The following is a 13,250-nucleotide window of genomic DNA, read 5'->3' as shown; positions in this document are numbered from 1 at the left end:
ATTATTCTCATTGAACCCTTTCAATGGAGATGAGAACCATGACTTATCTGATCGACGCCTGGCTGGACCGTCCGCACCCTTACCTGCGGATCCTGCATCGGGAAACCGGGGAAGTCTGCGCGGTGCTGGAAGAAGAAGCCCTGCATGAACTGCAGGATCAGGGCGACCTGGACGTCAGCGGCCTGAGTTCCAGCGAACCGCTGGTGCTCAAGGAGCTGGTGCGCAATCTGTTCCTGTTCTGCTACGCCCGGGCCTTGCGCCCGACCGGTGAATTGCACAACAAGATCGAAGTATGAAAACCACCGCAGGAACGGTGGGATCCAGCCAACTGACGATGGCATCCGCGCGGCCCCCAAAGAACCGGTCGATCCTATCGCCAGCAGGCTGGCTCCCACATTAGCCTGCCATCAAGGCAGGCCAGTCCTTACAGAACGTCGAGCAGCTCGACGTCGAACACCAGAACGCTGTGCGGCGGGATGCTGCCCACGCCTTGCGCGCCGTAAGCCAGCTCGCTCGGCACGTACAGACGCCATTTGCTGCCGGCATTCATCAGTTGCAGGGCTTCGGTCCAGCCGGCGATCACGCCGCCCACCGGGAATTCGGCAGGCTGGCCGCGCTCGTAGGAGCTGTCGAACACAGTGCCGTCGATCAGCGTACCGTGGTAGTGGGTGCGCACGTTGTCTTCACGGGTCGGCTTGGCGCCTTCGCCCTGGGTCAGCACTTCGAACTGCAGGCCGGAAGCCAGGGTGGTGATGCCTTCGCGCTTGGCGTTGTCGGCCAGGAACGCACGGCCTTCGCCGGCGGCGGCTTCAGCCTTGGCAGCGGCTTCGGCTTGCATGATCTCGCGGATCACCTTGAAGCTGGCGGACATCTCTTCCTGGCCCACACGGCTTGGCTGGCCGGCGAACGCGTCGGTCAGGCCGGCCAGGATCGCGTCCAGGCTGACGCCCGGTGGCGGGTTGTCGCGCAGCTGGTCGCCCAGCTGACGGCCGATGCCGTAGCTGACGCGGGTTTCGTCGGTGGACAGATTTACTTCGGACATGACACTGCTCCGCTGTGCGGACGGCCCGGGACTGGCCGTGCATGCACAGCGCGTCCCGGCGCGCCCGGAACCAAAAGGGCGAGCAGACTAGCACAGATGCCCAGGCTTTGATCGGATCGCTGGCGCTACAGCGCCGAGCGCCACGCCAACGGCACTTTCAGGCTTTCCTCGCCGCTGGCGCCGAGACCGCACATCTCGTCGTGCACCGAGGTGTGCACCAGGTTGAACGGCAGCACCGGGAAGTTGTGCAGCAGATCCCGGGCGTGCTCCACCGAACGCAGCGTCAGCATCTGCCCATCGGTGCCGCTGAGCGGGTATGCCGCGCCGTGCATCCGCGCCTCGAGCAGATAGATTCCGCCCTCCATGGAGATCAGGTTCAGTTCATCGACCTTCCTGGCGACGGCAAACGCATTCAGCTCTTGCAGGTTCATGGGCGCACCTCACGCGACGGCGGGTCTGGACGCCTACAGGGATAGGCTTCGGCACGACAAAGCACAAGCCATGAACGAGACCGCCCGTCTGTTTTGCAACGGACGGGCGGTGTTTTTCCTGCTTGAAGAGGGAAGCCGTCGGGCGAGCTTCCCCATCGCGACTCAGTGCTTGGTCACTTTGTCCAGATAACCCATGGCGAACGCCGAGACCACGAAGGTCATGTGGATGATCACGTACCACATCAGGTGTTCGGGATCGACGTTCTTGGCGTCCATGAAGATGCGCAGCAGGTGGATCGAGGAGATCGCCACGATCGAGGCCGCCACTTTCATCTTCAGCGACGAGGAGTCCATGGTGCCCAGCCAGTTGAGCTTTTCCTTGCTGTCGTCGATGTCCAGCTGAGAGACGAAGTTCTCGTAGCCGGAAATCATCACCATCACCAGCAGGCCGCCCACCAGCGCCATGTCGATCAGCGACAGCAGCACCAGGATCAGTTCCGACTCGGCCATCTCGAACACGTTGGGGATGACGTGGAAGACTTCCTGGAAGAATTTCAGCGCCAGCGCCAGCAGCCCGAGGGACAGACCGAAGTAGATCGGCGCCAGCAGCCAGCGCGAGGCGTACATTGCGTTTTCGACAAAGCGTTCCATTGAATCTCACACAAGGGGTTGTAATCGGCGGCGAGTATACCAGCCCCCCGTGAGCGCCAGAAACCGCCCGGAAATCCGCCACCTGCGTGTGTGTGTCAAAGTTTTTCTGCTAGTGTCCAGATCATTGACAGCCCCGCGACAGTGGACAGGACGACTGGAAATGGATGTGCGCTTGCCGATGACGACTGCCGGAATGTGCCTCGCCCTGTTGCTGGGCGGCTGCTCGCCGGACGACGAAAAGCTCGGCCCGAGCCTTGAGGAAAAGACCGCGCAGTTCGAACAGTCGCTGGACGCCATCACCGACCCCAAGCTCAAGGACGCCGTGACCGAACTCGGCGGTTCGCTGCTGCTGCTCGAACGCGCCCGGCGGCGGCTCGACGGCCAACCGGCCAAGACCGAGTACGGCGAAGACGCCCTCGGCGCGCTCAGGCACTACCCCACGCCCCAGGCGCTGGTCGATACGTTCATCGATGGCCTGTTCGTGCTGCGCAAGGACGTCGGCTCCGACTACCTCACCGATCTGCAGCCGGTGTTCCCCTTCAACCTCAACATCCCCGGCGGCTTCCTGTTCCCCCACGGCGTGCAATGGCAGTCAGTGACCTTGAGCGACAAACGGGTGATCGCCTGGCAAACGGAATGGTCGGAGACCGACCCGGGCATCCAGCTCAGCCCGTCCAGCTCCACCCCCGACGACCTGACGCTGTCCTACCCCTTCATCGAAGGCCTGGACATCGACCGCAAGAGCCAGCCGCAGCCGGTCAGCCTGCTGGGCGAGATCGAGGTCATCGCCCCCGGGCGCCTGCACGGCTTTGACCTCGGCAAACAGGACATCGGCCAGACCCGCACCGACGGCAACCTCAGCGTCACGCTGCTCAAGCTTGAGAAGAACTACGCCGAAGTCGAATTCAGCAACAGCCTGCCCCTGGCCCCTGAGGTCGGCGGCACACCGCTCAACCCGATGATCATCCAGGCCCGCGACGCCACCGGCCAGTACCTCAAGCGCGCCGGGTCGATCAACGAGAGCCCGGAGCAGGTCGCGTTCTACCAGGAACAGCTGGCGCACCTGCAGCAGCAAAAGGCCTGGAGCGACGCTCTGGAGAAACAGCTCAACGACGGCCAGAGCGCCTTCGAGCGCCAGCACCCGCGCCGTTACAACAAGGTGTACTTCCATGGCCCGGTCGAGACCCTCGAAGTGAGCGTGCTGGACTTCTCGAACGTGAGCGTGACCCGCAAGCCGCTGGATCTGCCGGTGCGCCACCTGGATCCGCACACCACTGCGAAGGCGGTGCAGCCACTGGACCTGCCGGTGACGGTGTATGACGACCAGGCCGCGGACTGGCTCAAGGGCGCGGCCCTGACCGAGCAGCAGCTGAAGGACAGCATCCGCATCCGCCAGTCGGTGGAGGAGCCCAGTGCCGCCCGGATCGAGTTCGATCACCGCAAGACCTTCAACGATGAGCTGCTCGGCGAGGACTTCAGCCCCGGCGACAGCCCGGTGACTTTCTTCACGCAAAAGCGCAACGGCGAACGGGACGAGCCGATCGAACTGCCGCCGGAGGCGTACCAGGTCGATCCGCTGTCGGGCACGATCACCTACGATCTGAACCTGTTCCCGGAAACCCCGGCGTTTGCGGTCGGCTCCATGCCGCTGTTCCTGGCCACGGTGGAAAAGCAGACGTTCGACGCCAAGTCCTTGCCCAAGGGCCTGGACATCCGCAACAACATGCTGGTGGTGGATCTGAAGCGGTTCGCGGCCGACCAGTGGCGCTTCTTCGTCAAGGACGGCAGCGGCCAGTACCTCAAGCAGATTCTTTCGGTCAGCCACGACGCGGGCGCAGAGGGCCCGGCGATCTTCGGCGTGCACTACTTCTACGGTCGTCCCACGCAGGTGGAAACCTACCGGCGAACCGACCTCGCCACCGTGCAGTACGGCTTTGAGGTCAAACTCGACAAGGCTCAGGCACCGGGCACGGCCCCCTGAGCCCCGGACCCGGAAGGCTCAGTTGAGGCTGCGGCTGCGGCCGCCGTTGATCTGCCGCAGTTGGGCTTGCAGGTGCAGGCTCCAGATCTGCGGATCGTCGGCCAGCTCATAACCGTGCATCGTGAGGCTTTCGACGATGGTGTCGAGGATCGACTCGGCGGCGACCGGCCCGTGGAAAGGGCCCTGGGCCTTGATGGCGGAAGGTTGTTCGCCGGCCATGCCGGCGGCGAAGAGCAGCGTCCACATGCCGGTGTCGCCGGCCAGGGGCTTGATGGCGCATTCGATACGGGTCACGAGACCCAGGCACTGACGGGTGAGGCAGAGGTTGCGCGACATGGCGGCGACCCTCGGTGAAGCCGGTGTTCAACCCTCAAGGGAAGGCTGTTTCGATCCAGTGATGCTCTCGATGTCCTTGAGCTGAGAATAGAAGAAAAGTCGTCTGCGCCAACCGGATACGACCAGAAGGCGCCGAATGGTCATTGTGTGAATTTTGGCGCCAGAGTGATGGCACTTTCCCGCACGTTCCCGCCTAAATGCGACGGTGGGAGCCCGCCTGCCGGCGATGGCGGAACGTCAGACAGACAGATGTCGAATGACACGCCGCAATCGCCCGCAGGCGGGCTCCCACCGGTTTACCGCATCGGCCTTCAGGCCGGCTTGGCTTCGGCCAATGCCTCTTGGGCCGCTTCCTTCTCGGCCTCCTTCAGGTCCTCTTCGCTGATCATCTCGGCGATCACCCGCAGACGCTCCACGACGCGAGCGTTGACGCTGCCTTCCGGGAACTGGCCGTCGGCGTCCGGCTCACCGGCCGGCTCGCCCACCAGCAGGCTCAGCGCCTCGTCGGCCTGGCTCACCGCATAAACGTGGAACTGCCCGGCGCGCACCGCCGCCAGCACCTTCTCATCGAGCATCAGCGTGGCGACGTTGGCCTTGGGAATGATCGCGCCCTGCTCGCCGGTCAACCCGCGGGCTTCGCAGAGGCGGAAGAAGCCTTCGATCTTCTCGTTGACCCCGCCGACCGCCTGCACCTCGCCGAACTGGTTGATGGAGCCGGTGATGGCGAAGCACTGCTTGAGCGGGGTCTTGGACAGCGCCGAGATCAGCGTGCACGCCTCGCCCAGCGAAGCGCTGTCACCGTCGACGTAGCCGTAGGACTGCTCCAGCGCGATGCTCGCGGAGATCGCCAGCGGGAATTCCTGCGCATAGCGGCTGCCCAGGTAGCCGGTGAGGATCATCACGCCCTTGGAGTGGATCGGCTGGCCGAGGTTGACCTCGCGCTCGATGTCGACGATGCCGCTGCCGCCCGGGTACACCGTGGCGGAGATCCGCGCCGGCACGCCGAACGCCGAGTCGCCGACCTCCAGCACCGTCAGCCCGTTGCACTTGCCCACCGCCGCGCCGTCGGTGTCGATCAGGATGATCCCGGCGAGCATGTCGTCGAGGATCCGCGCCGACACGCGCCCGGTGCGGGTGGCCTTGGCCTTCAGCGCCCGTTCGATGTGGCCGGCGTCGGTCATTTCGTCGCCGGCCAGGTGACGGATGAAGTCCGCTTCGCTGACCAGCTGGAACAGGTCGCCGATCCGCGCCGACAACCGCCCCTGGTGTTCGGCCAGGCGAGCGCTGTAGGTGGCCAGGCGCGCCACCGCGTCAGCGGTCAACGGCGCCATGCCCTCCTCCGAGGTGCGGGTCTTGAGCAGTTGGGCGAACTGCTCCAGGCTTTCGTCGACCATCGGGATGTCTTCGTCGAAGTCCACCAGGACGCGGAACATCTCCTGGAAGTCCGGATCGTGGTCCTGCAGCGCGTAGTACAGCTGCCGGGCGCCGATGATGATCACCTTGACCTGCAGCGGGATGTGCTGCGGGGTCAGGGTCACGGTGGCGAAGCGGCCCATTTCGCCGAGCGGCGACTCCATCTTCAGCTTGCGCGACTGCAGGGCGCGCTTGAGCGCATCCCACACGAACGGCTCGCCGAGCATCTTTTCCGCCTCAAGGATCAGGAAACCGCCGTTGGCCCGGTGCAGCGCACCCGGGCGCAGCTGCCGGTACGTGGTGTAGAGCGCACCCTGATCGGTGGTGTACTCGATGCGGCCGAACAGGTTTTCGTAGGTCGGGTGCGGCTCGAACACCACCGGCGCGCCGCCGCTGACCGGGTGGCCGACCACCAGGCTCGGGGCGTATTGCTCCTCCAGCAGCTTGCGGGCGACGGCGTCGGTCTTGCTGTCGTCCACCAGTTGCTCGACCACGGTCTTGAGCAGGTACACCTGCATCGCTTGCAGGTAGCCGCAGACGCCGGCGTTCTCGGCGTACTTTTCCGACAGCGGCGCCAGCAACGGCTGCAGGGCCAGGGTGATGGTCTCTTCGTTGAGCTGACGCAGCTGGTTGCTCGACTCGCGTTTCCACTGCGGCAGGCTCGCCAACTCCTCGTTGAGGCGTTCCTCCAGCGCGGAAATATCGTCGTGGAAGCGCTCGCGGTCGGCTTCCGGCAACTGGGCGAACTCCGCCTCGTCCAGCGCCTTGCCCTCGAACATCGGGGTGAAGGCGATGTTGCTGCTGTCGCGGTACAGGGCGACGTCCTTTTCCAGGGCCAGGCGCTCGATCACATCCAGCGCACGGTCGTAGCGCTGGTTGAAGGCGCGGTCGATGCCGCTCTTCTTCTGCTGGTAGGACGGATGCTCGAAGACGGCCGGAAAGGTCGCCAGCAGGTTGTCGATCAGGCCGTTGATGTCATTGATGAAGGCGCCGGCGGTGCCCGACGGCAGCTCCAGGGCGCGGGGCTCGCGCGGCTCGTCGAAATGGTTGACGTAGACCCAGTCCGCCGGGGTCTGCAGGCGCTTGCCTTCGGCCTTCAGGTAGCGTTTGACGAACGAGAAGCGGCCGGTGCCGGGCTCGCCCATGACAAAGACGTTATAACCGGGGCGCGGCATGGCCACGCCGAACTGCAGGGCTTCGACCGCGCGTTCCTGGCCGAGCACACCGCGAAAGGGCTCCAGATCGTTGGTGGTGGTGAAGCTGAACTGTTCAGCGGAAAACGGACGGGTCAGCGCTTCGGGCGCCAGACGCAAACTGGCGGCAACAGGATCAGGCATCGGGCTTCCTTAACAATCAGGCGGGGCAGATAAGAGGCATTCTGGCGCTGCCCGTACCCACTGGCAAGGCGCCTTGCGGCGATGCGCCGGCCTGCGCCCTCACGAAAAGCCGGCCCGTGCGCAAATCTGAAGGAAAATGTGACGGAACCCGGCGAACGTGCCTAAACTCCAAGCTGCGCGGCTGGAACGAATACCGGCCCACTGGCGCCGTTCGGGTCTGTACGCACAGAGCTTGGGGGGGCCAGAACCCTGTCCATTGGTACGCACATAAAGAGAACAAAGCTATGAAACGGATTCTTCTCGGTACTCTCTTCACCGCTGTATCCATCAATGCCATGGCCCAGGCGCCGGGCGGCCCTGATTGCGGCTGGGGCAACATGCTGTTCGAAGGCCAGCGCGGCACGCCGGCCCACTTCCTCGCCTCCACCACCAACGGCACCTCCGGCAACGCGACGTTCGGCATGACCTCCGGCACCAACGGCTGCTCCACCAACGCGGCGCTGACCTACGGCGGCAAGTCCTGGTTCGCCATGAACGGCATGATGAACGAGCTGTCCGAAGACATGGCCAAGGGCCAGGGCGAAGCGCTGACCACCTACGCCGTGGTGCTGGGCGTGGCGCCGGAAGACCGCGCGCACTTCGCCGCCGTGACCCACGAACACTTCCAGCAGATCTTCAGCAAGGCTGACGTGACCGCCGAGGACGTGCACACCAACACCCTGGCCGTCCTCAAGGCCGACCCTCGCCTGGCCAAGTACGCGACCCAGGCCTAAGCCAGGCCCCGCCCGCTTCCTTCGGGGAGCGGGTTTTGTTCTTTCGCAGCGGCCCTCTGTCGGGAAATGCCGGCCAGTCATCAGCAATGACGGTGGAATCGAGCCTGCTCGCTCCCGCATGGGTTGACCGGCCGTTACCCGTCGAACCCTTTTTGACGATTTCAAGTTGCCACCTATGCTCAAACGCCTTGCCTGGCTGGCGCTGTGTGCCTGCGCCCCGCTGTCCGCCGCGCCCCACCTCGATCCCCAACGTTTGCAGCAACTGGCCAACGACCGCTTCTGGATTTCCCTGGGCCACTACGAGACCGCCAAGCTCGGCGGCTGGCGCAGCTATGTCAGCGACAGCCGGTTCTTCCTCGCCGCCGACGGCAACGAACACCCCGACCGTGAACTGGCCGCCACCGTGCAGGCGCTGTACGCACCGGCCAGCCTCGGCGAGCGGCACGCCCAATGCGTGTACCCGGCCCGTACGCGCTGGCTGAAGGCGCAACTGAACCTCAAGGACCTGCCGGCCCCGGACTGCGCCGAATTCCGGCAATGGTTCAAGGACGTCTCGCCCCACAGCGCGGTGATGATCTTCCCGGCGGCCTACCTCAACAGCCCGTCGTCGATGTTCGGCCACACGCTGCTGCGCATCGACCAGGCCGACGTGCAAAGCGACAAGACATCGCTGCTCAGCTACGCGATCAACTTCGGCGCCTACATCGAAGGCTCGGACAACAGCATCCTCTACGCCTGGAAAGGCCTGATGGGCGGCTATCCGGGGCTGTTCGCCCTGGTGCCCTACCAGGAAAAGCTCTCCGAGTACCGCAGCCTGGAAAACCGTGACCTGTGGGAATACCGGCTGAACCTGACGCCGCAGGAAACCGCGCGCATGGTCGAGCACGTGTGGGAGCTCAAGCAGATCAAGTTCGACTACTTCTTCTTCGACGAGAACTGCTCCTACCGCCTGCTCGAACTGCTGCAGGTGGCCCGCCCGGGCCTGCGCCTGACCGAACAGTTCCCGCTCACGGCCATCCCCACCGACACCGTCAAAGCGGTGAAGGACGCGGGCCTGGTGGAGCACATCGAATACCGTCCGTCCCGTGAGCGCGAACTGCTCAGCCGCGCCGAGCCGTTGAGCGACGAGGAACAGGACTGGGTGCTGAAGGTCAGCGCCGACCAGCAACAGTTGCAGACGCCCGCCTTCAAGGCCCTGCCCCGCGACCGTCAGGCGCTGGTCATCGATGCCGCGTACCGCCTGGAGCGCTACCGCGCCAACGGCCAGGAGCGCGATCCGCAACGGGCCCAGCGCAGCTTCGAACTGCTGCGGGCGATCAACAAGAACCCGGCGCCGGAGCTGGAGATCCCTCGCCCCGGCCTGCCCGAGGACGGACACGAATCGCGCACCTGGCAGGCCGGCCTGGGCACCCGCGGCGACCGGGCGTTCGGCGAGTACGGTCTGCGCATGGCCTACCACGACCTCAACGACAACGGCGAAAGCTTCCCGCTAGGCGCGCAGATCGAAATCCTGCAGATGAAGCTGCGCCAATACGAGGGCAACGATTGGCAGTTCCAGCGGCTGGACCTGGCCACCATCCGTTCCCTGACCCCGCGCAACGCGCTGCTGCAGCCGTTGTCGTGGCAGGTCACCGGGGGGCTTGAGCGGGTGCCGGGCAAGCACGACGACGAAACCCTGGTCAGCCACGTCAACGGCGGAGGCGGCGGCACCTGGCAATTGGGCGAGGACATGCTCGGCTTCGCCCTCGGCACGGTGCGGATTGAACACAACAACGACTTCGCCGGGTTCATCGCCCCCGCCGCCGGCTTCAACAGCGGCGTGCTGTGGAAAAACCCGCTGGGCAACCTCAGCCTGGAGGCCAAGGGCGATTACTTCACCAACGGCGAAGTGCGCCGCAGCCTGAGCCTCAACCAGCAGTGGGAACTGTCGCGCAACCTCGGCCTGCGGCTGAGCGCCGAACGCGAATTCAGCCATCTGGCCACCCCGCAGACCGAAGTGATGCTTGAGGTGAAGTGGTATCACTACTGATCCCCCCATATCCCCTGTAGGAGCGAGCCTGCTCGCGATTCGGTTCTTCAGCCGACGAATGCGTGGGCTGGCACACCGCTATCGCGAGCAGGCTCGCTCCTGCAGGGGATTTGCGCACGCTCAACAAATTGCTCACATGCCTTTCACGCACACCGGACGAATCCGCTTCTAGACTTTCCCGTATCAGCCGTGAAACGGCCCGGGAGAACGAGATGTGGCGGTGTGCGGGATTGCTGGGCGTGTTGTTGCTGGTCGGCGGTTGCCAGAGCACCCATGAAGAGTTGATCGCCAGAGGTTATCCACCGGCCTTCGCCGACGGTTTCGATGACGGCTGCGTCAGCGGCCGACAGGCGGCCGGCTCGATCAGCGGAGAGTTCCGCAAGGACGTGCCGCGCTACCTCAAGGACGCGCAGTACGCCGAAGGCTGGAGCGACGGTTTCCGCCAGTGCCAGGCCATGCTGGAAAACAAGGATCGCGACGACTACCGCAACGAGCACTGGGACGAGCGCGAACGCGCCTGGCAGCAGCAGAAGGATCGGGACGCGGCGCGGGCGTATCGCTCGCCTTAGGTCGTTTCCAGACAACCGCGTCCGAACGATGCCTGCGACCATGGGTCGACTCCCTAAGAAGGCCCGTCAAAGGAGGCGACCATGAGCCGCGCTTTCGTCAATGAGGACAACGCCGCCGCGCAGGCCGACCAACCGGTCGAGCGGCAGGTCAGCACGCAACCCAACTACGTCACGCCCCAGGGCTTTGCGCTGCTGCAAGCCAAAGTGGCGGAACTGCAGGCCCTGCTGGCCGAGCAATCGGAAAAGGGTGATCAGGCCGACAAGCAGCGCCTGGCCGATCTCGACCGGGACTTGCGCTATTTCATGCAGCGCGTCGGCAGCGCCCAGGTGGTGCCCGCCGCCACCTCGACCGACAAGGTGCAGATCGGCAGCTGGGTGACCTACGCCGACGAGCACAACACCGAACGCCGGGTACAACTGGTGGGCGAAGACCAGGCCGACGTCGCCCGCGGCCTGATCAACTGGAGCTCGCCCCTGGGCCGGGCGCTGCTGGGCGCCCGGCTCAACGACGAAGTGCTGTGGCAGCGCCCGGCCGGCGATCGGGTGATCGAGGTGATCCGCATCGAACCGGCCTAGGCGGCAATCTTCACTGACGCCATCGCCAGCAGGCTGGCTCCCACAGTCGAGGGCGTCGGATCAGTCCCCGGTGATGTCGGATGCACCGGCCCAATCGCTGGCAAGCCAGCTCCCACAGGGTTCGCGCTGGCCGCAGATCATCGGCAGGCTGGCTTCCACAGGTTTCGCGCTGGCCGCAGATCATCGGCAGGCTGGCTTCCACAGGTTTGCGCTGGCCGCAGATCATCGGCAGGCTGGCTTCCACAATGTGGGTGGCGGACACGGAACCTGTGGGAGCCAGCCTGCTGGCGATGGCCATGATGCGGTTCCAGTGAAAGTGCGCAGGGCAAAAAAAACGGAGCCCTAAGGCTCCGTTCTCTTTCATGCCACCAGCCGGATCAGGCCAGCTTCTTGTGGCGAACACGGTGCGGCTGGGCCGCGGCGTCGCCGAGGCGTTTCTTGCGGTCGGCCTCGTACTCGGTGTAGTTGCCTTCGAAGAACACCGCTTGCGAGTCGTCTTCGTACGCCAGGATGTGGGTCGCGACGCGGTCAAGGAACCACCGGTCGTGGGAGATCACAATGGCGGCGCCCGGGAAGTCCAGCAGGGCCTCTTCCAGGGAACGCAGGGTTTCGACGTCGAGGTCGTTGGACGGTTCGTCGAGCAGCAGGACGTTGCCGCCCTCCTTCAGGGTCAGCGCCAGGTGCAGACGGCCGCGCTCACCGCCGGACAGATCCTTGACGAACTTCTGCTGGTCGCCGCCCTTGAAGTTGAAGCGGCCGACGTAGGTGCGCGACGGAATCTCGTAGCTGCCGATGCGGATCTGGTCGGAACCGTCGGAGATCTGCTGGAACACGGTCTTGCTGCCGTCCAGGTCTTCGCGGCTCTGGTCCACGCAGGCCAGCTGCACGGTCTCGCCGATCTCGATGCTGCCGGAGTCCGGGGTTTCCTTGCCCATCAGCATGCGGAACAGGGTCGACTTACCGGCGCCGTTGCCGCCGATCACGCCGACGATGGCGCCTTTGGGCATGGAGAACGACAGGTTGTCGATCAGCACGCGGTCGCCGTAGCCCTTGGTGACGTTCTTGAATTCGATGACCTTGTCGCCCAGGCGCGGACCGGCCGGGATGTAGATCTCGTTGGTCTCGCTGCGCTTCTGGAATTCCTGCGACTGCATTTCCTCGAAGCGCGCCAGACGTGCCTTGGACTTGGACTGGCGGGCCTTGGCACCTTTGCGCACCCACTCCAGCTCTTCCTTCATGGCCTTTTCGTGGGCCGACTGCTGCTTGGATTCCTGGGCCAGACGATCGGACTTGGCTTCCAGCCAACCCGAGTAGTTGCCCTCGTAAGGAATGCCCGCGCCGCGGTCGAGTTCCAGGATCCAGCCGGCGACGTTGTCCAGGAAGTAACGGTCGTGGGTGATCGCCACCACGGTGCCCGGGAAGTCGTGCAGGAAGTGTTCGAGCCAGGCGACGGAATCGGCGTCCAGGTGGTTGGTCGGTTCGTCGAGCAGCAGCATGTCCGGGGCGGACAGCAGCAGGCGGCACAGGGCCACGCGGCGTTTCTCACCGCCGGACAGGTGTTCGACCTTCGCGTCCCACGCCGGCAGGCGCAGCGCGTCGGCGGCGACTTCCAGCTGACGCTCCAGGTTGTGGCCGTCGCTGGCCTGCAGGATCGCTTCGAGCTTGGCCTGTTCGGCGGCCAGCTTGTCGAAGTCGGCGTCCGGCTCGGCGTAGGCGGCGTAGACCTCGTCCAGGCGGGCCTGGGCGTCCTTGATCACGCTGACCGCTTCCTCGACCACTTCGCGCACGGTCTTGGCCGGATCCAGTTGCGGTTCCTGCGGCAGGTAGCCGATGTTCAGCTCCGGCATCGGGCGGGCTTCGCCCTCGAACTCGGTGTCGACGCCGGCCATGATTTTCAGCAGCGTGGATTTGCCCGAGCCGTTGAGGCCGAGCACGCCGATCTTGGCGCCAGGGAAGAAGGACAGCGAAATGTTTTTCAGGATTTCCCGCTTCGGCGGAACAACTTTGCCCAGCCGATGCATGGTGAAGACGTATTGAGCCATGGAGAACCTAGGGTCAGTGACGGATGAATGAGTGGAGCGCAGGCGATGCCTGGCCAGACCGGTGCGCGTC

General features: G+C 64.8%; 12 protein-coding genes. 6 read left to right on the top strand and 6 right to left on the bottom strand.

Annotated elements, in window-relative coordinates:
• Positions 1–38 precede the first annotated feature (38 nt).
• Positions 39–296 (top strand): hypothetical protein, encoded by a 258-nt coding sequence (locus tag CAG31_RS19465; RefSeq protein WP_085584162.1) that lies wholly within the window; start codon positions 39–41, stop codon positions 294–296.
• Between the two features lie 128 nt (positions 297–424).
• On the opposite strand, the gene CAG31_RS19460 is transcribed toward CAG31_RS19465, so the two are convergent.
• The 3 genes from CAG31_RS19460 to CAG31_RS19450 form a co-directional block, all read right to left on the bottom strand.
• Positions 425–1,042, bottom strand: coding sequence for an FKBP-type peptidyl-prolyl cis-trans isomerase (locus CAG31_RS19460; RefSeq protein ID WP_085584160.1), 618 nt, complete (start codon positions 1,040–1,042; stop codon positions 425–427).
• A gap of 125 nt (positions 1,043–1,167) precedes the next feature.
• Positions 1,168–1,473, bottom strand: a complete 306-nt coding sequence (locus CAG31_RS19455) for a DUF6482 family protein (protein ID WP_085584158.1) — start codon at positions 1,471–1,473, stop codon at positions 1,168–1,170.
• Positions 1,474–1,635: 162 nt separating this feature from the next.
• On the bottom strand, positions 1,636–2,124 hold the full coding sequence (locus CAG31_RS19450) for a TIGR00645 family protein (protein WP_085584156.1): 489 nt from the start codon (positions 2,122–2,124) through the stop codon (positions 1,636–1,638).
• A gap of 160 nt (positions 2,125–2,284) precedes the next feature.
• On the opposite strand from CAG31_RS19450, the gene CAG31_RS19445 reads away from it, so the two are divergent.
• The gene (locus CAG31_RS19445) at positions 2,285–4,105 is read left to right on the top strand and encodes a hypothetical protein (protein ID WP_085584154.1); all 1,821 of its coding nucleotides are present in this window, start codon (positions 2,285–2,287) and stop codon (positions 4,103–4,105) included.
• A gap of 18 nt (positions 4,106–4,123) precedes the next feature.
• On the opposite strand, the gene CAG31_RS19440 is transcribed toward CAG31_RS19445, so the two are convergent.
• Together CAG31_RS19440 and CAG31_RS19435 are read right to left on the bottom strand one after the other, a co-directional pair.
• A complete protein-coding gene (locus tag CAG31_RS19440) occupies positions 4,124–4,441 on the bottom strand; it encodes a hypothetical protein (RefSeq protein WP_085584152.1) in 318 nt (105 codons plus the stop codon).
• A gap of 311 nt (positions 4,442–4,752) precedes the next feature.
• The gene (locus tag CAG31_RS19435; RefSeq protein ID WP_085584150.1) at positions 4,753–7,191 is read right to left on the bottom strand and encodes a Lon protease family protein; all 2,439 of its coding nucleotides are present in this window, start codon (positions 7,189–7,191) and stop codon (positions 4,753–4,755) included.
• A 284-nt stretch (positions 7,192–7,475) separates the two neighbouring features.
• Between CAG31_RS19435 and CAG31_RS19430 the strand changes: the two genes are divergently transcribed.
• The 4 genes from CAG31_RS19430 (at position 7,476) to CAG31_RS19415 (ending at position 11,138) form a co-directional block, all read left to right on the top strand.
• The gene (locus tag CAG31_RS19430) at positions 7,476–7,964 is read left to right on the top strand and encodes a DUF3015 domain-containing protein (RefSeq protein WP_085584148.1); all 489 of its coding nucleotides are present in this window, start codon (positions 7,476–7,478) and stop codon (positions 7,962–7,964) included.
• Positions 7,965–8,139: 175 nt separating this feature from the next.
• Positions 8,140–9,993 carry a DUF4105 domain-containing protein gene (locus CAG31_RS19425; RefSeq protein WP_085584146.1) on the top strand — a complete coding sequence of 618 codons (1,854 nt, stop codon included), beginning with the start codon at positions 8,140–8,142 and terminating at the stop codon, positions 9,991–9,993.
• A gap of 212 nt (positions 9,994–10,205) precedes the next feature.
• Positions 10,206–10,562 carry a hypothetical protein gene (locus tag CAG31_RS19420; RefSeq protein WP_085584144.1) on the top strand — a complete coding sequence of 119 codons (357 nt, stop codon included), beginning with the start codon at positions 10,206–10,208 and terminating at the stop codon, positions 10,560–10,562.
• Between the two features lie 81 nt (positions 10,563–10,643).
• Entirely contained in the window at positions 10,644–11,138 is a 495-nt protein-coding gene (locus tag CAG31_RS19415) for a GreA/GreB family elongation factor (RefSeq protein ID WP_085584142.1), read from the top strand.
• 377 nt (positions 11,139–11,515) lie between these two features.
• Here the strand turns inward: CAG31_RS19415 and ettA are convergent, their stop codons facing one another.
• Positions 11,516–13,180: an energy-dependent translational throttle protein EttA gene (gene ettA / locus CAG31_RS19410; protein WP_085584140.1), complete on the bottom strand. Its 1,665-nt coding sequence runs from the start codon at positions 13,178–13,180 to the stop codon at positions 11,516–11,518.
• Between the last annotated feature and the right edge of the window lie 70 nt (positions 13,181–13,250).

Origin of the sequence: Pseudomonas sp. R25(2017) (assembly GCF_002112565.1) — a bacterium.
In the GTDB taxonomy this organism is placed as follows: domain Bacteria; phylum Pseudomonadota; class Gammaproteobacteria; order Pseudomonadales; family Pseudomonadaceae; genus Aquipseudomonas; species Aquipseudomonas ekonensis.
Note: the sequence above shows the minus strand (reverse complement) of the source record. Positions and strands in the feature narration are given on the sequence as shown.

Bases quoted from the DNA above. Each gene is read 5' to 3' on its own strand.
- CAG31_RS19465 (WP_085584162.1), top strand. From the start codon at position 39: ATGACTTATCTGATCGACGCCTGGCTGGACCGTCCGCACCCTTACCTG.
- CAG31_RS19460 (WP_085584160.1), bottom strand. From the start codon at position 1,042: ATGTCCGAAGTAAATCTGTCCACCGACGAAACCCGCGTCAGCTACGGC.
- CAG31_RS19455 (WP_085584158.1), bottom strand. From the start codon at position 1,473: ATGAACCTGCAAGAGCTGAATGCGTTTGCCGTCGCCAGGAAGGTCGAT.
- CAG31_RS19450 (WP_085584156.1), bottom strand. From the start codon at position 2,124: ATGGAACGCTTTGTCGAAAACGCAATGTACGCCTCGCGCTGGCTGCTG.
- CAG31_RS19445 (WP_085584154.1), top strand. From the start codon at position 2,285: ATGGATGTGCGCTTGCCGATGACGACTGCCGGAATGTGCCTCGCCCTG.
- CAG31_RS19440 (WP_085584152.1), bottom strand. From the start codon at position 4,441: ATGTCGCGCAACCTCTGCCTCACCCGTCAGTGCCTGGGTCTCGTGACC.
- CAG31_RS19435 (WP_085584150.1), bottom strand. From the start codon at position 7,191: ATGCCTGATCCTGTTGCCGCCAGTTTGCGTCTGGCGCCCGAAGCGCTG.
- CAG31_RS19430 (WP_085584148.1), top strand. From the start codon at position 7,476: ATGAAACGGATTCTTCTCGGTACTCTCTTCACCGCTGTATCCATCAAT.
- CAG31_RS19425 (WP_085584146.1), top strand. From the start codon at position 8,140: ATGCTCAAACGCCTTGCCTGGCTGGCGCTGTGTGCCTGCGCCCCGCTG.
- CAG31_RS19420 (WP_085584144.1), top strand. From the start codon at position 10,206: ATGTGGCGGTGTGCGGGATTGCTGGGCGTGTTGTTGCTGGTCGGCGGT.
- CAG31_RS19415 (WP_085584142.1), top strand. From the start codon at position 10,644: ATGAGCCGCGCTTTCGTCAATGAGGACAACGCCGCCGCGCAGGCCGAC.
- ettA (WP_085584140.1), bottom strand. From the start codon at position 13,180: ATGGCTCAATACGTCTTCACCATGCATCGGCTGGGCAAAGTTGTTCCG.